Raw genomic sequence first — 21,835 nt, 5'->3', positions numbered from 1 at the left:
CGGGGCGCGGACCGCACCGGGCCGACGGGCGGCCCGCGCACCGGGAGCGGCGGCGGGAGGACCGGGGAAGAGGACACGCAAGGGGAGGGGAAGCGTCATGGCGCGACAGGACGCGGACGCGGCGGGCGACGTGCTCACCGCGGAGGAGGTCGGCGCCCCGTTGGGGGAGCGGGCCACCCTCGTGCAGTTCTCCACCGCCTTCTGCCAGCCCTGCCGGGCCACCCGGCGCGTCCTCGACGAGGTCGCGGGCATGGTCGGCGGCGTCGCGCACGTGGAGGTGGACGCCGAGTCCCGTCTCGACCTCGTCCGCCGCATGGACGTCACGGGCACCCCCACCGTCCTGGTCCTGGACGCCTCCGGCCGCGTGGTGCGCCGGGCGGCGGGCCAGCCCCGCAAGGCGGACGTGATCGCCGCGATCGGCGCTGCCGTCCTCTGAACGGCCTCCCCGGGGACGCCGCACCGACGCGGACGACATCTCTGTGATCCAGGCCACCAGTGACAAACGCGTAACGGGGCCTGTAGCGTCTCCGGTGTGACCTCTTTGACGAGCGCGTATCTGACGAAGCGACGGGCAGTGGACTTCTGCCGCGTCGCCACCGCGCTCTGTCTGTGTCCCTAGGGCGGACGGGCCCCGGAGCCCACGCCCCCTCCGTGCGACTGGTTCTCCTCTTCCGTGTACGCATCTGGGGACAGCACACATGCGGGTCGACCCTCACGGGCAGCGCCTCGCGCCTGCCCTGACCACTTCCGTACCAGCCGGAGCCCCGGCAGCCGCCGACCTTCGCGTCCTCGGCCGCCGTCCTCCGTCCTGCGCGGGCGCGGTGGTCGGGAGGGTCCGGCAACCGCTCCGCAGCCCGCTGTCCGCGTTCCCCGTACGCCCGGGGTCCGGCGTGCCCCGACCCGTGGGAGCACGTCCGGCGGCCCCGGCCCGTGCCGGAACCGGGAGCCCCGCACCACTCCGCAGACTTTCCACATCCCCCGCTCCCGGGACGGCAGCCCCCGGGAGCACCGACCCGCACACGCGACACCGCACAAGAAACACAGGAGGTTCCCCATGAGCCGCTCCGACGTCCTCGTGGACGCCGACTGGGTGGAAGCTCACCTGGACGACGCCGACGTGGTCCTGGTCGAGGTCGACGAGGACACGTCCGCGTACGACAAGGGCCACATCCCCGGCGCCGTCAAGATCGACTGGAAGACGGACCTCCAGGACCCGGTCCGCCGCGACTTCGTGGACCGCACCGGTTTCGAGAAGCTGCTGTCCGCCAAGGGCATCGGCAACGACGACCAGGTCATCCTGTACGGCGGCAACAACAACTGGTTCGCCGCCTACGCGTACTGGTACTTCAAGCTCTACGGCCACACCAACGTCCGCCTGCTGGACGGCGGCCGCAAGAAGTGGGAGCTCGACTCCCGCGAGCTCGTCAAGGAGGTCCCCGAGCGGGCCGCCACCCAGTACACCGCCCAGGAGCAGGACGCCTCGATCCGCGCCTTCCGCGACGAGGTCGTGCAGGCCATCGGCACCAAGGACCTGGTCGACGTGCGCTCGCCCGACGAGTTCACCGGCAAGCTGCTCGCTCCCGCGCACCTGCCGCAGGAGACCTCGCAGCGCCCGGGCCACATCCCGACCGCGCGCAACATCCCGTGGGCCAAGACGGCCAACGAGGACGGCACCTTCAAGACCGCCGACGAGCTGCGCGAGCTCTACACCGGCGCGGGCGTGGACCTGGACAAGGACATCATCGCCTACTGCCGGATCGGCGAGCGCTCCTCGCACACCTGGTTCGCCCTGCACGAGATCCTGGGCCTGGAGAACGTCAAGAACTACGACGGCTCGTGGACCGAGTACGGCTCCCTCGTGGGCGTCCCGGTCGAGCTGGGGGAGGCCGAGGCCAAGTGAGCGACAGCTGCGGAGCGCCGGTCGGCGGGGTCGCCCTCGCCGACGTCGACGCCGGGAACCAGGCGGTCATCCAGGGCACGGTCACCCGTGACGGACAGCCGCTGAGCGGGGCCTACGCCCGCCTGCTGAACGACTCCGACGACTTCGTCGGAGAGGTGGCCACCGGCGAGGAGGGCACATTCCGCTTCTTCGCCGCTGACGGCTCCTGGAAGGTGCGCGTCCTCGCCTCGAAGGGCTTCACCGGCGAGTACGCGGTGCAGGCCGAGGTGGGCAAGGTCATCGACCTCCAGGTGCAGGCCTAGACGGCCGGGCGACCTCAGGCGTACGGGGCGCCGGTGCCGACGGGAGACCGTCCGGCACCGGCGCCCCGCGCCGTTGCGGACCCCGTCCGTCCCGGGGGCGGCCCTCGGATTCCCGAGGCGGGCACGGGGCTGACGGAGGACGGGGCGGGGGAGTGGGCCGGGGCCCCGCCGCACCGCTCTTGCGACCCTGCGCCGCTGTTCCCGGTCCGCCCCGGACCACATCCCCTCCTCCGCGCACGAGGCGGAGGGCGGCCAGAGCGGGCGTCCGTTGCGGCGGCGCCACCGGCGGCTCATGACCGCGGACACGATCAACATGGCCAGGACGACGACCATCAGGGCGAGAAGCGCGGCGTACAGGTAGACCTCGGGAATGGGGGGTCACTCCTCGGAAGGGGGGCGTCCTCTCTTCTTCTGTCCCCCTTCCCCTGCCCCCGGGGAGGCGCTGACACGGCGGCTCACGCCACCGGCGCCGGGAAGGGGCGCGCACCGTCCGTGCGCCCCTCGTCGCGCGGCCCTCCGGGAGCAGGAGCCGGGTCGCGTGACCCCTCAGCCTCCACCGGGTTCGCGACGCGTTTTCCACAGGTCCGGGGCGGGGCTGGAAAGCGGTGCGCGCTGCTGCTTGACTGAGATCGACGGCCACTCCACCCGCGCCCACCGGCACCCTCCCGTGCCCGTGACCGGTTCCGGCGGGGCCGTGACGAGCGCGGCGGGCGGGTGACGGCATTCCGCCCACGCTCCGGCCCGGCCCGGAGCCCCGCGTGATCGAATCCCCGGCCGCCCCCCGCGACGGCCGGTCAGGAGGTGTTCGGACGGTGCCCAACCCCCGTTCGGGAGGAGCGTCCCGAGGAGAGGCCGGACGTACCTACGTCGGCTGGCGGCACGCCGTGCTCCTGCCGCCTCCCGGGCCGGCCCCGCGGCGGCCGACCCCGGCCGACGCCGAGACCGTCAGCGAGGAGTGGATCGCCGCCCAGCGCGACAGCGAGGCCCAGACCAACCGGCCCCTGTACTTCGCCCTGGCCGGGCTCTGCCTCCTTACCCTGCTGCTGCCGCTGCTGTGGACCCTGCGCATCCTTCCCGGCAGCTTCGCCCTCGGCGGCGTGTTCGCCTGCGCCGCCATCGCCGCGCCGATCGCCTTCGCCCTCGTCCAGAGCCGCCAGGTCGTCGCAGCCCGGTTGGAAAGGGCCAGGGAGCGCCTGGCCGCCGAACGCGACGAGCGCGACCGGATCCTGCGCGAACAACAGCACGAGCACGCCCGCAGGTACACCGAGTGGCAGGCGGCCTCGCGGGCCTACGAGGCGCAGCCGCTCTGGTACGGGGTGACCGTCCCCGCCGACAGGGGCACCGTCGTCGTGGTGGGCGGCGACGACGCCGGATGGTCGGCGCTGCTCGCCACCGTCGGGGTCTCCCGGCTGCGCGAGGGCGGCGACCTCACCGTGGTCGACCTCACCGGGCACTCCGTGGCCCGCGAACTCGTCCGGTTGGCCCGCCGCTGCGCCGTCGCCCCGCGCAGGTGGGTGCTCCCCGCCGACCTGCCCCGGATGACCCTGGGCACCAACCTGGACGCGGGCCAGCGCGCGCGCATCCTCTCCGCGGTCGCGTCCGCCTCCGGCGGCACCGCGGAGGCCGACGCCGACGAGACGCTCCTGCTGCGCCTCCTGGAGGTCCTGGGGCCGCACGCGGGGATCGCCGAACTCATCGGCGGCCTGCGCGCCCTGCTCACCCCGGAGGAGGACGCGGCCGAGGACGACCCCGCGCTCGCCCTGCTCACGCCGGGGCAGCGGGCCCGGGTGCGCGAGCGCTGCGGCGACGGGCCGCGCATCGGGGAGCGGGCCTGGGAGCTGGAGCGCCGCCTGAGCCCCTTCGAGGCCGTCGGCACCCGGGCGGACGACAACGACTACGCGCAGGTCAAGATCATCTCCACCGACCGGGCCTCCGGTGAGACCGCCGCGCGCGTCTACGGCACCTACGCCGTGTCCGCGCTCAGCGAGCTGCTGGAGGCGCCCGAGCCCAGGAACGCCGACGGCAGACGCCCCCGCGTGCGCCCGGACCGCACCCGCACCGTCGTGGTCTGCGGCGCCGAGTCCCTCCCCGAGGGGGAGATCGACCAGGTCCTCGCCGCGGCGGCCGACGGCGGGGTGGAGGTCGTCCTGATGTTCCGCACGGCCGTCCCCGCCGCGCTCGCCCGGTTCGCCGACCCCGCCTGCCTGCCGGTGGTGATGCGTCAGGACGGGGGTTCGGCGGAGGCCGTCGAACGCTCCGTGGCCGCGGCGCCCGGTGTCGCCGGGCACGACCCCGGCGGGCTGCGGGTGCACCGCCTCACCGAGGCGGTCGGCGGGGCCGTGGGCGGCGCGGCCACGGGCGAGCCGGAGGACCCCGACGCCGAGGTGGAGGCCGACGACCGGTTCTTCCCCTCCCCGCACACCGAGTCCGGCGCGGTGATCCGCAACGCCGCGGCGGCGGTCGCGCCCCTGGACCTCGTCCGCCATGTGAGATCCGCCACCGCGTGGGGGCGGGCCACCCTTCAGGAGGCCGGCACCGGCGGGTCCGCCGGTACCGGGGACGACGGCGCGGCACCCGGGCGCCCCTGCGGCCTGGACGCCGAGTCGCTGCGCGGACTCCCCGCCACGGCGGCCGTGGTCCTGACCGCCGACGGTCCCGTGCTGGCCGACACCAACCCGGGTATCCTCACCCTGTCCACAGCCACACTCGCCACGGTGGACGACTCCCGGAACACCGGTGACACACCGGGCGTTGGAGGCGGTGGCGCCGCGGCCGCGGCCGCGAGGGGGCGCGGTACCGGAGGCGTCCGCCCCCGGGTCCCGACCGCGGACCCCGACGCCCTGACCGACACACCCGACGGCACCGCCGCCGCGGGCGGGGCTCCCGCGCCCACGGGGGCAGTGGAGGACGGGGTGCCGCCCAACCTGGGACCGCCGCCCGAGAGGTTGGACTGGCGGGTCTGACCCCGGGTGGACACTAGGCTTGGCCCGACACACCGCCCGCCGCCTCCCAGGAGCGAACGGCGCGGGTGGTCCAGCACTTACTGGAGAGTAGATGAGCGAGCTTCCCCTGCGCGCCCAACTGGCATCGGTTCTGGGAAGGAGCGCGGCCAGCCTGTCCCGTGCCACCGGACGCGGAGACGGCTCCGTCATCGGCGGCCGGGTGGCGCTCAAGGTCGAACCCGACCTGCTCGCCAAGCTCGCCCGGGGCCGCAGGCTCGCCCTGGTCAGCGCCACCAACGGCAAGACCACCACCACCAGGCTCATCTCGCACGCCCTGCGCGAGTTCGGCGACGTGGCCACCAACGAGCACGGCGCGAACATGCCCACCGGGCACATCACGGCTCTGTCGAACAACCAGTCCGCCGTCAACGGCGTGCTGGAGGTGGACGAGAAGTACCTCCCGCAGGTGCTGCTCGCCACGCAGCCCGCGTTCGTGGTGCTGATGAACCTCAGCCGCGACCAGATGGACCGCGCCTCCGAGATCAACCTGCTCGCCAAGAAGTGGCGCCTCGCGCTGGGCAAGAGCAACGCCCACGTCATCGCCAACGCCGACGACCCGCTCGTGGCCTGGGCGGGCCTGGGCGCGCCCAACGCCACCTGGGTGTCCGCGGGACAGCGCTGGAAGGAGGACTCCTGGTGCTGCCCCGAGTGCGGCGGCCACCTCAAGCGCGACGTGGACCCGCACTGGGCCTGCCCCGAGTGCGGACTGGCCCGCCCCGCGACCACCTGGGCGGTGGACAACGCCTCCGACTCCCTCCTCACCCCGGAGGGCCAGAGCATCAAGCTGCGGCTGAACCTGCCCGGTGACGCCAACCGCTCCAACGCCGCGATCGCCGCGGCCACCGCCGCCGGGTACGGCATCCACCCCGAGCGCACCGTGGAGCGGCTGCGCGAGATCACCTCCGTCGCGGGCCGCTACACCTCCGTGGTGACCATGGGCGTCGAGGTGCGGCTGCTGCTCTCCAAGAACCCCGCCGGATGGCTGGAGTCCTTCGCCGTCCTCGACCCGCCCCACACCCCGGTGATCCTCTCGGTCAACGCGCAGGTCCCCGACGGCAAGGACACCTCCTGGCTGTGGGACGTGGACTACACCGTCCTGCGCGGACGCCGCGTGTTCGTCATGGGCGAGCGCCGCACCGACCTCGCGCTGCGCCTGGAGACCGACGGCGTGCGGTTCGAGGTGGCCGACCGGGTCGACGAGGTCCTGGGCCGCATCAAGGCCGACCAGCCGGGCATCACCAAGGTCGACCTCATCGCCAACTACACCGCCTTCCAGCAGATCCGCACGGCGTACGGCCGCGTCCAGTAGGGAGACACCCATGACGAACACCAGCGCCCTGCGGATCGTGTGGATCTACCCCGATCTGCTGAGCACCTACGGGGACCAGGGCAACGTCCTGATCCTCAAGCGCCGCGCCGAACTGCGCGGCATCCCCACCGAGATCGTGCACGTCCACTCCAGCGACTCCGTCCCCGAGCAGGGCGACATCTACCTGCTCGGCGGCGGCGAGGACCGGCCGCAGATCCTGGCCGCCGAGCGCCTGCGCGCCGACGGCGGCCTGGCCCGCGCCGCCGCCCGCGGCGCCTGCGTCTTCGCGGTGTGCGCCGGGTACCAGATCATCGGCGAGACCTACGGCGACGACGAGGCCAACCCGCTCCCCGGCGTGGGCATCCTCGACATCCGCAGCGGCCGCGGCCAGACCCGCGCCGTCGGCGAGATCGTCGCGGACGTGGACCCGGCCCTGGGTGTGGGCCGGATCACCGGCTTCGAGAACCACCAGGGCCGCACGGCCATCGGCCCCTCGGCCCGGCCGCTGTCCACCACGGTGCGCGGCATCGGCAACGACGACCGCACCGAGGGCGCCTACCAGGGCCAGGTGCTGGGCACCTACCTGCACGGCCCCGCCCTGCCGCGCAACCCGCAGCTGGCCGACCTCCTGCTGCGCTGGCGCGTGGGCCAGGTGGCCCCGCTCGCCCCCTCCTGGGGGGAGCGCCTGCACGACGAGCGCCTCGCCGCCGCGATGCGCTGACACCGCGTCCCGGAGGGCCCGACGGGTGAGCCCCGTCGGGCCCTCCGTGTCCTTTCGCACGGAATGAACTCCGGGACGCGACCGCTGTTGTGTGCATGAAGGCAATCGCACTACAGCAGTACGGATCGGCCGACGACCTCGCCCTGGTGGACCTTCCCGACCCGAAGGTCGCCCCGAGCGAGGTCCTCATCCGGGTACGGGCCGCGGGGGTCAACCCCGTGGACTGGAAGCTCGCGGCGGGCGGCCTGGACGCCCTCTTCGAGACGGACTTCCCGCTCATCCCCGGCTGGGACGTCGCCGGTGTCGTCGAGGCGGTCGGACCCGACGCGCACGAGTACCAGGTCGGTGACGAGGTCTACGGCTACGCCCGCAAGGACTGGGCCAAGAACGGCACCTACGCCGAGCTGGTGTCGGCCAGCGTGCGCATGCTCGCGCCCAAGCCGCGGTCGCTGAGCTGGCAGGAGAGCGCCGGTGTCCCGCTGGCGGGCCTCACCGCCCTCCAGTCCGTCGAACGGGCGGGGGTCGGCTCCGGTGACACGGTGCTCGTCCACGCCGCGGCGGGCGGCGTCGGAGCGTTCGGCGTCCAGATCGCCGTCGCCCGCGGCGCACGCGTCATCGGTACCGCCAGCGAGCGCAACCACGACTTCCTGCGGTCCCTGGGCGCCGAACCCGTGGTCTACGGGGACGGCCTCGTCGACCGCGTCCGGGCACTGGCCCCGGACGGCGTCGACGCGGTGCTCGACTTCGTCGGCGGGGGAGTGGTCCAGGAGCCGGTGCCGCTGACGGGCGGTCCCACGCGGATCGTGTCCATCGCGGACCCGAGCGTCCAGGAACTGGGCGGGCACTGGCTGTGGGTGCGCCCTGACTCCGAGGACCTCGCCGAGCTGGCACACCTGGCCGACGACGGCAGGCTCACCGTGCACGTGGACCGCGAGTTCCCGCTGTCCGAGGCGGCCGAGGCCTGGCGCCTGAGCCAGGCCGGACGCACCCGGGGAAAGATCGTCCTCACCGTCTGACCAGTCCCCGACGGGCCCGGCCGCACCGGCCGGGCCCGTCGTCCTCACGCGGCGTCTCGCTCGCCCGCGGAGGCGTCGACATCCTCCCCGGTTCCAGTCGCGGCAGCGGCGTCGCTTCCGGGGATGTCGAGCGTGACGCTCAGCGGACCCTGGTCGACCCTCAGGTGCAGTTCGCCACCGATGGCGCTGATGTAGGACCGCAGGAGTTCCAGGCTGTCGATCCGCCCGTGCTCGATCTGGGAGATCCGTGCCTGACTCACCCCCATGATCTGGGCGACCTCCTTCTGGGTCCTCCCGCTCTCCTTGCGCAGGGAGGAGAGCGCGTAACCCTGACGCTCGGCTTCGATCCGGGCTGTGTCCTCCTCCGCGATGACGTTCGCCTCCGGCGACGTGAGCCAGGGGTTGAGTTGTTCCGCTTCGGCTTTGATCTCCAGCCAGTTGCGCGCCCTCATCGGCGATCGTCCTCTCGATTGTCCAAGTAGTCCCGGTAACGCTTCTCCGCAAGCGGGATGTTCTTTCGGTACCAGCTGTCCCACTGACCCGACTTGTCGCCCGCTACAAGGAACACCGCTTGTCGATCGGGGTCGAAGACGAAGAGCATGCGGACCTCGGTGTTCTTGGAGGATCCTGGGCGGAGCTCTTTGAGGTTGTGTATTCGGCTTCCCTTGATCTTGTCCACGAGGGGGCGACCCTCTCGTGGGCCCCTGTTCTGTAGGTGCTCCAGAGCGTTCAGAACCAGCTTTGCCGTGACCGGGTCATCCTGAGTGATCTTGAAAAACCACTCTTCGACGGGCTCCAGCATGAAGATCTTCCACATACAGGAGAACATAACGATGTTCTTATGTCCAGTGGGGTGGAACGGGAAAAGTGCTGACTGGGCAGGGCTGCCTGGCGGTTGACCAGGGAGAAGGCGCCTCGGGGTGGAATGAACCACGGGTGCCGTGCGTCACACCAGCATGAGTAGTAGAGGCCGTCACCCACCACCGTCCAGAGGGCCCGGCTCCGTCGTACGGGCCCTGGTCGCACCCGTCGCCGTCATCCTGGCCGGAGCCGGGTGCGTGGCCACCGTGGTCTCGCTGGAGCGCGCCCCGCTCCCCGAGGCCCGGCTGGTCCTGGAACAGTCGGAGCCGGAGCCCGGTACCGCCCAGGAGCCCGCCACACCGGATCCCTCAGCGCCGGGTCCCTCCGTGCCGGACCCGGCCCCGCCGGACCCGGGACCCGAGCAGGAGGAGCCGCCCGGGGGCGGGGCGGAGTCCGATCCGCAGCCGGTGCCGCCGGAGTCCTACACCGGGGCCTCCGCCGTCTTCGACACCTTCCTGGTGGAGGTGGAGACGGCCTACACCGACACCACCGTCACCGACGGGATGGGGGCCTCCGCCGTCGCGCCCCCGGACTCCGAGTACCACGTCTACCGGCTCGACGTCACCAACCAGGGCTCCGAGCCCGCGGTCTTCGACACCTACGGGACCATCGGCGTGACCACCGAGGGCCTGGAGTACGCCAACGACGTCGACGCCGAGATCGTCGTGGCGTGGGACTACTTCTGGGACGAGATCAACCCCGGGGAGAGCGTCACCACCCACATCCTGTTCCTGGCGCCGACCGGGACCGAGTTCGCCGAGGTCCACATCGGCGGACGTAGCCTCCTCGAACCGAATTAACGCGGACGGCGGCGCAGCTCGATCTTGGCGTTGGCGCCCGTGTCCGGGTCGACCACGACCTCCTGACCGGCGGCGATGCCGTCCACCACCAGGTCGGCGTCGGTGGGGGCCGAGCGCTTGACCACGCCCAGGGCGATCGGCCCCAGCTCGTGGTGGCGGGCCGACGTGCCCACCCGGCCCACGGACCGCCCGTCCAGCTCGATGGCGGCCCCCACCTGCGGCAGGCGCTCGGCGGTGCCGTCCAGGTGCAGCATGACCAGACGGCGCGGCGGACGGCCCAGGTTGTGCACCCGCGCCACCGTCTCCTGGCCCGGGTAGCAGCCCTTCTCCAGGTGCACCGCGCGGCCCACCCAGTCCACCTCGTGCGGGATGGTGCGGTCGTCGGTGTCCAGACCCGCGCGCACCCGGTGCTCCGCGATCCGGTTCGCCTCGTAGGCCCACATGCCCGCCGGGCGCGCCCCGGCCGCCGTGAGCGCCTCCGCGGCCCCGACGAGCCGTTCGGCGGGCACGAACAGGTCGGTCTCGCCCTCGACCGCGCGCGCGGTCACGTCACCGAGCGACGCGGCCTCCACGGCCTTGGCGCGGTCCGGACCGAGCACGCTCAGCACCGCGTGGGAACCGCTCAGGTCCTCCACCTCGACACGCAGCATGAACCGCATCGAGTCGAGGAACCCCGCCAGCTCCGGGCCGTCCCCCGGCTCGGTGTGGATCCAGGTGGCCTCGCCGTCGTCCACCAGCGACAGGTGGTGCCGCAGGTGTCCCTTGGTGTCCAGGACCAGCGCCTCGGTGGCGGTGCCCGGGGCCAGGCCCCGGGTCAGCTGGCTGGTGAGGTCGTTGAGCCAGCCCAGGCGGTCGGGGCCGGTCACCCGCACCACGCCCCGGTTGCTCCGGTCGACCCACGCGCTCGAACGTTCGGCGGCGCGTCCCTCGTGCGCGGGGTCGCCGTAGTGCGCGGCGACTCCGGTGTCGGGGGACTCGGCGCTCACGGCGCCCGGTGTGCTCAGCAGCGGCGAAGTCATACCAGCGAGACTAGTCGGCCTGCCAAGGGAGCGGAAACGCCGTCCCCACCTGCGGTTTCGCGCACAGAAAAAACATTTGCCCCGCCTCCGGAGCGGGACGTAGTGTCGGAGGCACGCAAGAAAGGAGGTGGTCCAAGAGATGGTTGATCTTAGGACTGGCGAGGTGGCCGTCCGCTAGGACGACGCTCGCGTTCGCGCGACGTCGTTCGCAGCGAATCCCAGACGGACACCCGGACCCCGGGCCGCCGGAACTCGTCCGACCGGCCCCGCCCCAGCGGCGGGAGCAGCCCGGGGTCTGCCCATGCCCGGACCGGCCCCGGCCACTCGGCCCCGACTACTTCGAGCCGACCCTCTTGAGCTGCGCCGACATGTACGAGCGCAGGCCGTGGCCGCGCGCCGCCAGGTCCCAGGCGTACCCCAGCGTCTCCCGGTTGTCGCCGAACAGGCCGTACAGCCGGTGCGAGGCGGTCGCGTCGATCCCGGTCTCGGTGTGCACCACCGCGTCGGTGGACATCTCCACCCGGTTCGCGAACACGTTGCCCAGGTACACCTCGTTGAAGCCCTCGGGGTGCGCGATCAGCACCTCCAGGTGCACGACGGGCTCACCCTCCTTGGGCTCCGCGCCCGTCTCGGGCCGCACCCGCCAGTAGCCCGACTCCTCGGTGACCAGCTCACCGCGGGTGCCCTCCGGGTTCATCCGCCAGGCCCGGCTCGTGAAGGTCAGGTAGGGCAGGCCCGCGTTGTGCGCGAACTCGATCTCCTGGCCGAACTGGAACTCCTCCACGTCGGCGTAACCGGCGACGCCCACGCCCTCCCAACGGCCGAGCAGGAAGGACAGTTTCGCCAGATCGGGGTGTACCTCAGCGTCCATATCCCCAGAGCGTAGCGGCGGCTGGAGGCGGCGGTGACCGCCGACGGCGCACCGTGGCCTCCGCCACTCCCCGGCCCCGGTCTGGACATGCCCAATTGGCCCCGCTTTCCCGGAGAACTGGTAAAGATTGTCAGCAGCGCGGTGCGGCCACGGGGCGTGTTCTGCCGACCGCGCCTAGACCTCCGACGTGTTCTCCAAAGGGGCGGCCTGTGTTACTGGTGATCGGTTCGGCGCTGCTCGTGGCCGCGGTGGTCCTCCTCCCCCTGACCCTGATCGCCCTGCGGCGCTGGCTGCGTCAGCGGGGACTGGCCCAGCTGCGCCCGGGCGTGCTGGCGGCCAGGGAGGGGCAGCGGGTCACGCTCACCGGTGTCGCCGCTCCCGGTCCCGACGGTCCCATCTCCTCCGGCCTGGCCGGTGCCGAGTGCGTCTGGCACGGCCACGAGGTGCTGCGCCACTACTGGCCGCTCAACCGCGACCCGTCCGAGGGCGCGGTCCGCGAACGGGCCTGCGACTCCATCGCCGACTACGGTTCCGAGGACCTGTTCGGCATCGTCGCCGAGGGTCGCCCCGGCGACGGCGACCGGATCTTCGTCGACCCGGGCGACACCGAGCCGCGCGGCGCCGAGCTGTGCCTCAAGCGCGTGGTGGGGCGTCCGCAGCCGGGTGTGGCCTCACCCGCGGACGACCTGCTACCCCGCGTGCGCGGCCGCATCTCGGGCGTCTTCCGGGGCGAGACCATCGAGTTCGAGTACCGCGAGTGGGTGATCCGGCCGGGCGCCCGCATCCGTGTCACGGGCCGGGTCCAGGTGCGCGAGGGCCGCGTGGTCCTGGCCGCCCCCGAGGACGGGACGCTCAGCATCGAGCACGGTGTGGAAGACCAGCCGGTGCGGGTCTCCCCGCGCCGCACCGAGGCCCTCGCGCTCACCATCGCCCTCGCGGTCTGCTCGATCGCGGGCGCCGTGCTGACCGCCGCGGCGCTCTGAGTAGGCTGACGGGCATGTCTCGTTCCTTGGTGATCAAGGTCACCGCCGGGGAGGACGACCCCGAGCGGTGCAACCAGGCGTTCACGGTGGCCGCCGCCGCCCTGGCCAGCGGCGTCGGGGTCTCCCTCTGGCTGACCGGTGAGTCGGCGTGGTTCGCGGTCCCCGGCCGCGCCGAGCGGTTCTCCCTCCCGCACGCGGCCCCCCTCAAGGACCTGCTCGACGCGGTGCTCGCCGCGGGCCGGGTGACGGTGTGCACCCAGTGCGCCGCCCGACGCGACCTGACCGGGGACGACCTGATCCGGGGCGTGCGCATCGCCGGGGCGCCGTCCTTCGTCGAGGAGGCCGTCCAGGACGGCGCGCAGGCCCTCGTCTACTGAGGCGGGGAGCGTTGTCCACAGGCCGCGAACGGCTCTGGCGCGGCCCCTCCTCCGAGACCTAGCGTGGTAAAGGGGGAGGCCGCGCCTCCGCCCGCACCGCCATGCCCTCACGCGGCCCGCGCCCCACGCGGCCTCCGGAGGCGCTCCGCCCGGCCCTCGTCCGCTCCCCACGCGGTACTCGCCCACACCCCGCGCGACTCCCGACGGCGCCCCACGCGGTCCACGTCCTGCCCGGCCCCCGGCAGCACAGTGCCCGCACCACCGGAGGCGGCGCGGGCACGGCGACGGGATCGGGCGGGCGTTACTTCTTGCCCTGGTTGGCGACGGCCTCGATGGCGGACTTGGCCGCCTCCGGGTCGAGGTAGGTGCCGCCGGGGTTGGTCGGCTTGAACTGGTCGTCCAGGTCGTAGCGCAGCGGGATGCCCGTCGGGATGTTCAGCCCGGCGATGTCGGCGTCGCTGACGCCGTCCAGGTGCTTGACCAGCGCACGCAGCGAGTTGCCGTGCGCGGCGACCAGCACGGTCTTGCCCGCGGCCAGGTCCGGCACGATCGAGTCGTACCAGTACGGCAGGGCGCGGTCCAGCACGTCCTTGAGGCACTCGGTGCGCGGCAGCAGCTCCGGCGGCAGTTCGCCGTAGCGGGCGTCACCGGCCTGCGAGTAGGTGTCGTCGTCCGCGATGGGCGGCGGCGGGGTGTCGTAGGAGCGGCGCCAGATCATGAACTGCTCTTCGCCGTACTCCTCGCGCGTCTGCGCCTTGTCCTTGCCCTGCAGGGCGCCGTAGTGGCGCTCGTTGAGGCGCCAGGTGCGCTCGACCGGCAGCCAGTGCAGGTCGGCGGTCTCCAGGGCGAGGTTCGCGGTGCGGATCGCGCGCTTGAGCAGGGAGGTGTAGACCACGTCCGGCCGTACGCCGGCCTCCTTGAGCAGCTCGCCGCCCCGGCGGGCCTCCTCCTCGCCCGTCGCGGACAGGTCCACGTCCACCCAGCCGGTGAACAGGCCCTTCGCGTTCCAGACGCTCTCACCGTGTCGCAGCAGTACCAGAGTTCCCATGGGGGCAAGCCTAGCCACCCGGGCACCGCGCTCGGGCGTCCGCCCGCCCCTTGCGGGGGAGCGGCCGCGACCGGGCCGCCCTATCCCTCGTCCCGGGGCTCGACCAGGTGCGCGAACGCCCGCAGATTGCGCATGTCGTGGCCGCGCTCGGCACGCCAGCGCCACTCCTTGCGGATGGCCGACGCGAACCCGCGCTCCAGCGCGCCGTTGAAGTTCTCGTCCGAGTAGGTGAGCACGCACCCCAGCAGCCGGTCGACCTCGTCGGGGGTGACGCCCTCCAGCGGCAGGCGGCCGCGGATGTAGACGTCGCCGACCTCGTCCGCGACGAAGGCCATCCCGTACATGTCGGCGCTGCGGCGCATCAGCCACAGGTAGAAGTCGGCGTGGTTCTCGTCGGGCTGACGGCAGAAGAACGACGTCAGGGTGAGGCTGTGCGGCCCCACCTCCAGCCACACCAGGGTCTTGAGCTTGGCCTTCCCCGGCAGGGTGACCAGGAACGACCCCTCGCGGGGGCGCTCCACCTCCAGCTCGGCCTCCGCCACGGCCGAGGAGACCGCCTTGGCCGCGGCGTCGCGGGCAGCGTCCCTGTCCACCTCGTACTTCCCCTCCTCCTCGGTCACCGGCACGCCGCCAGGGGCAGCGCCCGGGGGGCGGTGCACGCCCGGTACACGTCCAGCAGTTCGTCGACGGTCCGCGACCAGCCCAGGGTGGCGGCGTGCTCGGGCGCCGCCATCGCCAGCTTGGCACGCCACGCCGGTTCGGCGATCATCCGGTGCAGTTCGGCCGCGTAGTCGTCCGGGTTGTGCCCCCGTACCAGGACACCGGACACCCCGTCGGCCACGGCCGTGGTCAGGCCGCCCACGCGCGCGGCCAGGACCGGGGTGCCGCACGCCTGGGACTCCACCGCCACCAGGCCGAACGACTCGGAGTAGGACGGCACCACGGTCACCGCGGCCGCGCGGTAGTAGTCGGCCAGACGCTCGCGGGTCTGCGGCGGCTCGATCCGCACCACGTCCGCCACGCCCAGGGAGCGGGCCAGGTCGGTGAGCAGGCCGGGCTCGCGCATCCCGCCGCCCGACAGGCCGCCGACCACGCCCACCACCAGGCGCGAACGCAGTGAGGGGTCGCGCTCCAGCAGCGCGGCGGCGGCCCGGATGAGCACGTCGGGGGCCTTCAACCGCTGCACGCGCCCCACGAACAGCAGGAGTTCGGTGCCCGCGGGCAGTCCGATCCGCGCCAGCGCGTCCCGGCGCGAACCGGGGCTGAACACCTCCAGGTCCACACCCGGGGGGATGACGCTGATCTGGCCGTCGCGGGCGCCGTAGTGCTCCCGGAGCTGGCGGGCCTCGTCGTCGGTGTTGGCGATGAGCCGGTCGGCCTGGCGGACCAGCTGGTCCTCCCCGCGCAACCGGGCCTCGGGCTCGGGCTCGTCGCCGTCGGCCAGGGAGGCGTTCTTCACCCGGGCCATGGTGTGCATGGACTGCACCAGGGGCACGCCCCAGCGGCGGGCGGCCACCACACCGGCCTGGCCGGACAGCCAGTAGTGCCCGTGCACGAGGTCGTAGTGGTCGGGTTCGTTCTGCGCCTCGGCCCGCAGCATCCCGAAGATGAACGGACACAGGTGCTCGGCGAGGGTGTTCTTGTCCAGGCGGCCGTAGGGCCCCGCGGGCACGTGCCGCACGTTCACGCCCGGGGCCAGCTCCACCACCGGCGGAAGGTCGGCCCGGGTCGCGCGGGTGAACACGTCCACGGCCACGCCGCGTTCGGCCATGCGCCGGGCCACCTCGACCACGTACACGTTCATGCCTCCGGCGTCGCCGGTGCCGGGCTGGTCGAGCGGGGAGGTGTGCAGACTGACGGTAGCCACCCGGGACGGGACCGCCGTCTGCTCAACGATTCCAGACACCGGGGGTCCCTTCAGGTCGTGTGCGCAGCCGCTGTCGTCAACAGCGACGAAGGTACACACTGTTCCCCGCCGCTCCGTCCGAGGGGGCCGGGTGCGCACACCGCGTGACCTACGGTGCGGAACTCCAGCCCGAGACCAGGAAGTCCACGGCGTCGGGGAAGGAGCGCTTCCAGGTCGTGAAGTCGTGGCCCCCGTGCGGGTGGAGCGTGGCGACCGTCATACCGCGTTCGGTGAGCAGGCCGGCGAAGCGCTCGGCCTCCCCGTGGATGCTGCCCCGCTGGAGCGGTGTGTGGTCCTCGGTGCCCTCCACCAGCATGAACCTGAGGTCGCGCACCCCCTGCGAACCGAGCAGCCGGTCGGGGGAGTGCGGCCCGGTGTCGCCGCCGAAGACGCCGTACGGGTCGTCCACCCGGAAGTACCCGGCCCAGGACACCACCTGGGTGTAGAGGTCGGGGTGGCGCAGCGCCAGCGCCGCCGCCCCGTACCCGCCCATGGAGAACCCGCCGACGGCGCGCAGCGCACGGGGGCGCGTGTGCTCGCCCTCGACGGCCTCCACGGCCGCGCCGGTGACGAAGCTCTCCAGCGCGAACCCCCCGTCGGCGGCGTCGCCCCACTCGGTGGTGGCTCCCCCGCTCTCCTGGCCGTAGGGGGCGGCGATGACGAACTCGACCCCCGAACGGCACATCTGCCGGTCCAGGAGCGCGCCGACGTCCTCGTCCATGAGCGTCTCGTGGGTGGAGGCCGACCCGTGCAGCAGGTAGAGCACGGGCAGGTCCGCGCTGTCGGGGCCCGAGGGGCGCCGGATCCACAGGGGACGGCCGCCCTCGGGGGCGCCGGTGTCGGGCAGGGTGACGACCTCGTCCCTGCCGGGTGCGGCGCAGGCCGAGACCTGACCGGGACGCGGCAGGGGCGCGGAGGGCCCCTGGATCGGGGAGAGCAGCGTCCTGCTGTGGGCCAGTCGGGGCTCGGGGCCCGGGTCGGGTTCGAGCCGCTCCGTCAGTTCCTCGGGCGGGACCGTGGCCAGCGTGGCGGCTGCCGTGGCGACCACGCAGGAGGAGACGAGCACGAAGACCCGCCGGAAGAAGGACGCGAACACACCGAAACCTCAGGGTCGGGTCAGCGGCACCCTGTCGGGGGACCGGAGGAATATCACTGAGTGTAACCGGTCATGTGTCTTCGGGCACAACTCGGGGGGAAATCGCCCCTCTCCCCGTGATCAGACCGTGACGGCGTGCCGCAGCCGGAGGTCGTCCGGGTACGGGCGCAGGTAGGTCTGGTCGCGGGCCCACTCGACGTCCTCCGCCGCGCAGTGGTGGCGCAGCAGCGCCACCGGGACGCTCAGCGGCACCTGCTCCCGCCGGTAGTCCTCGATCGCCCCCAGCAGGTCGTGCCTGCGGGCGTCGTCCAGCAGCGCGCTCAGCATCCCGAAGGCGTGCTGGAGGGCGTTGACGTGCTTGCCCCGGCTCGGCCGCACGGCCATCGCCCGGTGGAAGGCGTCGGTGTAGGCCGCCCGGACCTCCTCGGGGTCGTCTGCGCCCGCGCGGGCCACGATCCTTCCCGTCTCCCGGTAGCCCTCCGGGGAGTGCGACATCAGCTGGAGCTTCTGGCGGCTGTGGAACGCCACCAGGTCGCGCGGACGCCAGTCCGACTCCCACAGGTGGCGCAGCCGCGCGTGCGCGAAGACGCGCTGGGCGAACAGCTCGCGCAGCACGGGGTCCATCAGGCGGCCCTGCTCCTCCACCGGAAGGGAGGGCAGCAGCTCGGTGAGCCGCTGGGCGAAGGCGCCACGGCCCCTGCCGTCCACCCGGCCGCCGCCCTGGTCGAACACGGGCAGGGCGAACAGGCCGCAACTGGGCGACTTGTTCTTGAGCACGTACCCGTCCAGGTGGCGCAGCTGGGCCAGGTGGTGGTCGGCGACCTCGGCCAGCTCCTCGGTGCGGTCGGCGCCGTCCGCGCTGGAGACCACCCGGTCCAGCCCCTCCCGGCGCTGCAGGCGCAGGGTGGGGCGCGGGACGCCCAGGCCGATCTCCGCCTCCGGGCAGACCGGCAGCCAGTCCACGTGCCGGTCGAGCTCGTCGGTGAGGAAACGCGAACGTGAGTGCCCGCCGTTGTAGCGGACCGGAGCGCCGAGCAGGCAGCTGGACACCCCGACCCTGGGGCGGACCGGCGTGTCGGGCAGCGGAGGAAGCCGTGTGGTCATGCGACCCTCCTACCCGGTCAGCGCCCTGAGCACCGGCTTTTCCCCGAAGGATCTAGAGTGTCCACGCGAACACGTCCAGTGAAGGAGTGCCGGTTGGCGTCCGCCACCATCGTCCTGTTCACACAGGACCTCCGCGTCCACGACCACCCCGCCCTGGCCGCCGCGGTCGAGCGCCCCGGCCCGACCCTGCCGGTCTTCGTGCTGGACCCCGCGGTGGCCGGCCGGTCCGCCCGCAACCGAGCCGCCCTGCTCGCCGAAGCCCTCGCCGACCTGAGGGCCGCACTGCGCGAGCGCGGCGCCGACCTGGTCCTCCTCCGGGGCGACACCGTCCGTGAGGTCGCCGCCCTGGCCCGGGCCAGCGGGGCCGACACCGTCCACGTCACCGACGGCGTCAGCTCCCTCGCCGCGCGACGCGCGCGACGCCTGCGCGCGACCGGCCTGACCGTGCGGGCCTTCCCGGGGCTCACCGTGGTCCCGCCGGGGGAGGTCACCCCGGCGGGCGGCGACCACTACAAGGTGTTCACGCCCTACTGGAAGGCCTGGGAGGCCGCCGCGTGGCGCGATCCGGCCGCGCCGCCGGACCGTGTGGTCCTGCCCGAGGGGGTCCGGCCCGGCGAGCTGCCCGGACGCGGGACGGACGGTCTGGGCGCGCTCGCCGAGGACCTGCCGCGGGGAGGGGAGCGCGCGGCCCGCGAGCGCCTGGACGCCTGGCTGTCGTCCGGGCTGGCGGCCTACCCCGACCGGCACGACGACCTGCCGGGCGCGGCCACCTCTCACCTGTCCGCCGACCTGCGCCTGGGCTGCCTGTCACCGCTGGAGGCCGCCCTGGCCGCCTCACCCCTGCCCGGGGGAGGGGCGTTCGTCCGCCAGCTCGCCTGGCGCGACTTCCACCACCAGGTCACCGCTGCCTTCCCGGCGGTGAACGTCCGCGACTACCGGCCCCGGGACAGGAAATGGCGCGAGGACCCCGACGCCCTCGACGCCTGGAAGCGGGGGCGGACCGGCGTTCCGGTCGTGGACGCAGGAATGCGCCAGCTGCTGCGCGAGGGGTTCGTGCACAACCGGGCGCGCATGATCACCGCGGCGTTCCTCACCCGGACCCTGCGCGTGCACTGGCGCGAGGGCGCCGACCACTTCCACGCCCACCTCGTGGACGGGGACGTGGCCAACAACTACGGCAACTGGCAGTGGGTCGCGGGCACGGGCAACGACACCCGGCCCAACAGGGCGTTCAACCCGCTGCGCCAGGCCCGCAGGTTCGACCCCGAGGGCGTGTACGTCCGCCGCTACCTGCCCGAACTGGCCGATCTCCCGGGCGGGCGCGCACACACGCCCTGGCGGGAGGAGCACCCGCCCCCCGGTTACCCGGCACCGATCGCCGACCCCGGCCACTGGGGCTGACCCGCCGCCGGACCCGGCGCGGACACGTGTCCCGCCGGATCGGCCGTCGGTCCGCCGGAACCCGGGCGCGCGCGGGCGCGTGACCGTCGCCTCCGCCCCGTTCGGCGGGCGGTGCCCGGTCCCGCTTCCAGGCGCGTGCGCGGGGGCGTGACCAGGGCCGCTCCGGTCTCGGGGAGCACCCTCCGGGGCCGTCGCCCAGGGGGCCTCGGGCCGGGTGCGGGGGAGGCCGATCCCACCCCGTTCCGGGGCCGGTATCCCTTGTCCCGTAGGCGATGAGGATTTAACCTGGGGGTACGACAACGGGTAGTACGACCCCAAGTAGAATCACGGGTATGAATCGGCTTGGCGAACTTGAGCGCGCGGTGATGGATGTACTGTGGTCACGGAACGAACCAATGACGGTTCGTGAGGTCGGCAAGGCTCTGGCCGAGCGCGACCTGGCGCACACGACCGTCATGACCGTGCTCGACAGGCTCGCCAAGAAGAAGGTCGTCACCCGGGCACGTGAGGGTCGCGCGTGGCGCTACCGCCCGGCAGCCAGCCGTGAGGCATACGTCTCCGAGTTGATGTTCGACGCTCTCGGACAGACCGGGGACCGCGACGCCGCCCTGGCCGCCTTCGTCCAGTCCATGGACGGCGAGCAGGCTGAAGCGCTCCGGCGCGCACTCGCGGAAACCGAGCAGCCAAGGAACTAGTCCGTATGGTCAGTGCCGCACTTCTCACCCTCGTCGCGGTCTGCTGTCTCATCGCGATGGAAGGCCTCCACCGGGCCAAGTGGCCCTCGCGGGGGCCCTACACGGCCGTGATCACCTGGCAGGCACTCGGGCTCGCCTGGGGCGTGTCCACCATCGGCGCGCTGCTGGCCTTCGGGCTCTCCTCCTACCAGCTCGGCGCGGCCGGGGGCTCCATGGCCCTGGCCACGGACATCGTGACCGGTGAGCTGCTGCTCGCCGAACTCTCCCAGGGACTTGAGGGCGTCAGCCACATCGTGGCCGTGGTCCTGGCCGTCGTGCTGACCCTGGTGCTCTTCTACGGCCTGGTCTCCTCCTTCCTGCACGTGGTCCGCGTCCGCCGACGCCACCACGACCTCCTCGAACTCATCGCCAGCGAGCACCCCGACGTGCCCGGCGCCCGCGTGCTCGACCACCCGGCCGCCGCCGCGTACTGCCTTCCTGGCGTGCTGCGCTCGCAGGTGGTCATCAGCGCCGGGGCCCTGGCGGTCCTGGACAACCGCGAGCTGGCCGCCGTCCTGGCCCACGAGCACGCCCACCTGCGCCAGCGCCACGACCTCGTGCTGCTGCCCTTCTCCTCGCTCAAGCGCGCCTTCCCGCGGTTCCGCCTGGTCCGCACCTACTACGAGAGCGTGGCGCTGCTCATCGAGATGTGCGCCGACGACCAGGCCCGGCGCAAGAGCTCCTCGCGCGAGCTGGCCATGGCGCTGCTGCGCTTCGGCGCCGCCGGACCGGCCCCGGTGCCCGCCGGGGCGATGGCGGCCGTGCCCGACGCCGAACCCGGGGTGATGCGGCGGGTCAACCGCCTCCTGCACCCCGACAACGAACTGCCCTACCACGCGGGCGCCTTCATCATGGGCGGTTCCGCCTTCCTGCTGGCCGCGGTCACCTGCCTCTGGCACATCCCGCTGTGACCCTCCCGGCCGCCGGTCGCGCCCGCGCGCGGCCCGCTGCCGCCGCCGACCGCGATCCCGGCGCGTGTGTGACACCCGCCTCCGCGGGCACGATCAACGCGTCCCATCCGTTTACGGTGGAGAGCGGGCGGACTCCCCGCTCGGAACGTCGTCGGGAGTGTGCGTTTTGTTCGGACTGATCTGGCACGCCATCTATCTAGTCACCTTCGTGGCGAGTCTGTACGCGCTGATCGAGGCGGTCCGCACGCCGGCCGCGGCCTTCGAACTGATGGACAAGCAGACCAAGAAGCTGTGGGTCATCCTCACCGGTGTCGCCACGGCGCTCTCGCTGCTGGCCGTGTTCTCCGGCCGCGGGATGTTCGTCATCCTCGGCCTGGTCGCCACCCTCGTCTTCCTGCTGGACGTGCGTCCGGCGGTCAAGGGCGTGGGCGGCAACAGCAACAACGGCCCCTACGGCCCCTGGTAGGCCTCCCC

General features: G+C 73.0%; 24 protein-coding genes. 15 read left to right on the top strand and 9 right to left on the bottom strand.

Annotated features, from left to right (window positions below; genetic code table 11):
• The first annotated feature begins 97 nt into the window (after positions 1-97).
• The 8 genes from UIS43_RS15420 to UIS43_RS15385 all read left to right on the top strand — a co-directional run bounded on the left by UIS43_RS15420 (position 98) and on the right by UIS43_RS15385 (position 8,250).
• The gene (locus UIS43_RS15420; protein ID WP_370010493.1) at positions 98-436 is read left to right on the top strand and encodes a TlpA family protein disulfide reductase; all 339 of its coding nucleotides are present in this window, start codon (positions 98-100) and stop codon (positions 434-436) included.
• A gap of 96 nt (positions 437-532) precedes the next feature.
• Complete coding sequence (locus UIS43_RS15415; protein ID WP_352231633.1) at positions 533-619, top strand: putative leader peptide; 87 nt, start codon at positions 533-535, stop codon at positions 617-619.
• Between the two features lie 435 nt (positions 620-1,054).
• Positions 1,055-1,900, top strand: a complete 846-nt coding sequence (locus UIS43_RS15410) for a sulfurtransferase (protein ID WP_013155347.1) — start codon at positions 1,055-1,057, stop codon at positions 1,898-1,900.
• Positions 1,897-2,202 carry a DUF1416 domain-containing protein gene (locus UIS43_RS15405; protein ID WP_013155346.1) on the top strand — a complete coding sequence of 102 codons (306 nt, stop codon included), beginning with the start codon at positions 1,897-1,899 and terminating at the stop codon, positions 2,200-2,202. Before UIS43_RS15410 ends, UIS43_RS15405 begins: the two co-directional genes overlap by 4 nt.
• A gap of 812 nt (positions 2,203-3,014) precedes the next feature.
• Entirely contained in the window at positions 3,015-5,165 is a 2,151-nt protein-coding gene (locus UIS43_RS15400; protein WP_013155345.1) for a hypothetical protein, read from the top strand.
• A gap of 91 nt (positions 5,166-5,256) precedes the next feature.
• A complete protein-coding gene (locus tag UIS43_RS15395; RefSeq protein WP_013155344.1) occupies positions 5,257-6,513 on the top strand; it encodes a MurT ligase domain-containing protein in 1,257 nt (418 codons plus the stop codon).
• A 10-nt stretch (positions 6,514-6,523) separates the two neighbouring features.
• Complete coding sequence (locus UIS43_RS15390) at positions 6,524-7,234, top strand: type 1 glutamine amidotransferase (protein WP_013155343.1); 711 nt, start codon at positions 6,524-6,526, stop codon at positions 7,232-7,234.
• A gap of 95 nt (positions 7,235-7,329) precedes the next feature.
• Complete coding sequence (locus UIS43_RS15385) at positions 7,330-8,250, top strand: NADP-dependent oxidoreductase (protein ID WP_071622910.1); 921 nt, start codon at positions 7,330-7,332, stop codon at positions 8,248-8,250.
• A 44-nt stretch (positions 8,251-8,294) separates the two neighbouring features.
• Here UIS43_RS15385 and UIS43_RS15380 read toward each other — a convergent pair whose 3' ends face one another.
• The gene (locus tag UIS43_RS15380) at positions 8,295-8,702 is read right to left on the bottom strand and encodes a helix-turn-helix domain-containing protein (RefSeq protein ID WP_358412331.1); all 408 of its coding nucleotides are present in this window, start codon (positions 8,700-8,702) and stop codon (positions 8,295-8,297) included.
• The gene (locus UIS43_RS15375; protein WP_358412333.1) at positions 8,699-9,067 is read right to left on the bottom strand and encodes a type II toxin-antitoxin system RelE/ParE family toxin; all 369 of its coding nucleotides are present in this window, start codon (positions 9,065-9,067) and stop codon (positions 8,699-8,701) included. Before UIS43_RS15375 ends, UIS43_RS15380 begins: the two co-directional genes overlap by 4 nt.
• A 139-nt stretch (positions 9,068-9,206) precedes the next feature.
• Between UIS43_RS15375 and UIS43_RS15370 the strand changes: the two genes are divergently transcribed.
• Positions 9,207-9,911, top strand: coding sequence for a DUF4352 domain-containing protein (locus tag UIS43_RS15370; RefSeq protein WP_370010487.1), 705 nt, complete (start codon positions 9,207-9,209; stop codon positions 9,909-9,911).
• On the opposite strand, the gene UIS43_RS15365 is transcribed toward UIS43_RS15370, so the two are convergent.
• Both UIS43_RS15365 and UIS43_RS15360 read right to left on the bottom strand, forming a co-directional pair.
• Positions 9,908-10,930 carry a folate-binding protein YgfZ gene (locus UIS43_RS15365; protein ID WP_013155338.1) on the bottom strand — a complete coding sequence of 341 codons (1,023 nt, stop codon included), beginning with the start codon at positions 10,928-10,930 and terminating at the stop codon, positions 9,908-9,910. The genes UIS43_RS15370 and UIS43_RS15365 overlap by 4 nt on opposite strands.
• Before the next feature lie 334 nt (positions 10,931-11,264).
• Positions 11,265-11,801 (bottom strand): FABP family protein, encoded by a 537-nt coding sequence (locus UIS43_RS15360; RefSeq protein WP_013155337.1) that lies wholly within the window; start codon positions 11,799-11,801, stop codon positions 11,265-11,267.
• A gap of 209 nt (positions 11,802-12,010) precedes the next feature.
• Between UIS43_RS15360 and UIS43_RS15355 the strand changes: the two genes are divergently transcribed.
• Positions 12,011-12,784, top strand: a complete 774-nt coding sequence (locus tag UIS43_RS15355) for a GIDE domain-containing protein (protein ID WP_117198279.1) — start codon at positions 12,011-12,013, stop codon at positions 12,782-12,784.
• Positions 12,785-12,798: 14 nt separating this feature from the next.
• Entirely contained in the window at positions 12,799-13,161 is a 363-nt protein-coding gene (locus tag UIS43_RS15350) for a DsrE family protein (protein ID WP_026338071.1), read from the top strand.
• A gap of 301 nt (positions 13,162-13,462) precedes the next feature.
• Here the strand turns inward: UIS43_RS15350 and UIS43_RS15345 are convergent, their stop codons facing one another.
• From UIS43_RS15345 to UIS43_RS15325, 5 genes are all read right to left on the bottom strand, one after another.
• The gene (locus tag UIS43_RS15345; RefSeq protein WP_013155334.1) at positions 13,463-14,209 is read right to left on the bottom strand and encodes a phosphoglyceromutase; all 747 of its coding nucleotides are present in this window, start codon (positions 14,207-14,209) and stop codon (positions 13,463-13,465) included.
• A gap of 80 nt (positions 14,210-14,289) precedes the next feature.
• The gene (locus UIS43_RS15340; RefSeq protein WP_232051598.1) at positions 14,290-14,835 is read right to left on the bottom strand and encodes a YbjN domain-containing protein; all 546 of its coding nucleotides are present in this window, start codon (positions 14,833-14,835) and stop codon (positions 14,290-14,292) included.
• The gene (gene mshA, locus UIS43_RS15335; RefSeq protein WP_370013254.1) at positions 14,826-16,106 is read right to left on the bottom strand and encodes a D-inositol-3-phosphate glycosyltransferase; all 1,281 of its coding nucleotides are present in this window, start codon (positions 16,104-16,106) and stop codon (positions 14,826-14,828) included. The genes UIS43_RS15340 and mshA overlap by 10 nt, the downstream gene beginning before the upstream one ends.
• Before the next feature lie 118 nt (positions 16,107-16,224).
• Positions 16,225-17,211 (bottom strand): alpha/beta hydrolase family protein, encoded by a 987-nt coding sequence (locus tag UIS43_RS15330; RefSeq protein ID WP_013155331.1) that lies wholly within the window; start codon positions 17,209-17,211, stop codon positions 16,225-16,227.
• Positions 17,212-17,331: 120 nt separating this feature from the next.
• Positions 17,332-18,315, bottom strand: a complete 984-nt coding sequence (locus tag UIS43_RS15325; protein ID WP_013155330.1) for a DUF523 and DUF1722 domain-containing protein — start codon at positions 18,313-18,315, stop codon at positions 17,332-17,334.
• Between the two features lie 93 nt (positions 18,316-18,408).
• Between UIS43_RS15325 and UIS43_RS15320 the strand changes: the two genes are divergently transcribed.
• From UIS43_RS15320 to UIS43_RS15305, 4 genes are all read left to right on the top strand, one after another.
• A complete protein-coding gene (locus UIS43_RS15320) occupies positions 18,409-19,716 on the top strand; it encodes a deoxyribodipyrimidine photo-lyase (protein WP_370010481.1) in 1,308 nt (435 codons plus the stop codon).
• A gap of 332 nt (positions 19,717-20,048) precedes the next feature.
• A complete protein-coding gene (locus UIS43_RS15315) occupies positions 20,049-20,411 on the top strand; it encodes a BlaI/MecI/CopY family transcriptional regulator (RefSeq protein ID WP_013155328.1) in 363 nt (120 codons plus the stop codon).
• Between the two features lie 5 nt (positions 20,412-20,416).
• Complete coding sequence (locus tag UIS43_RS15310; RefSeq protein WP_013155327.1) at positions 20,417-21,361, top strand: M56 family metallopeptidase; 945 nt, start codon at positions 20,417-20,419, stop codon at positions 21,359-21,361.
• A gap of 166 nt (positions 21,362-21,527) precedes the next feature.
• Entirely contained in the window at positions 21,528-21,827 is a 300-nt protein-coding gene (locus UIS43_RS15305; protein ID WP_013155326.1) for a DUF2516 family protein, read from the top strand.
• Positions 21,828-21,835: the final 8 nt, after the last annotated feature.

This window comes from Nocardiopsis sp. LDBS0036 (genome assembly GCF_041228755.1).
In the GTDB taxonomy this organism is placed as follows: Bacteria; Actinomycetota; Actinomycetes; order Streptosporangiales; family Streptosporangiaceae; genus Nocardiopsis; species Nocardiopsis dassonvillei.
Note: the sequence above shows the minus strand (reverse complement) of the source record. Positions and strands in the feature narration are given on the sequence as shown.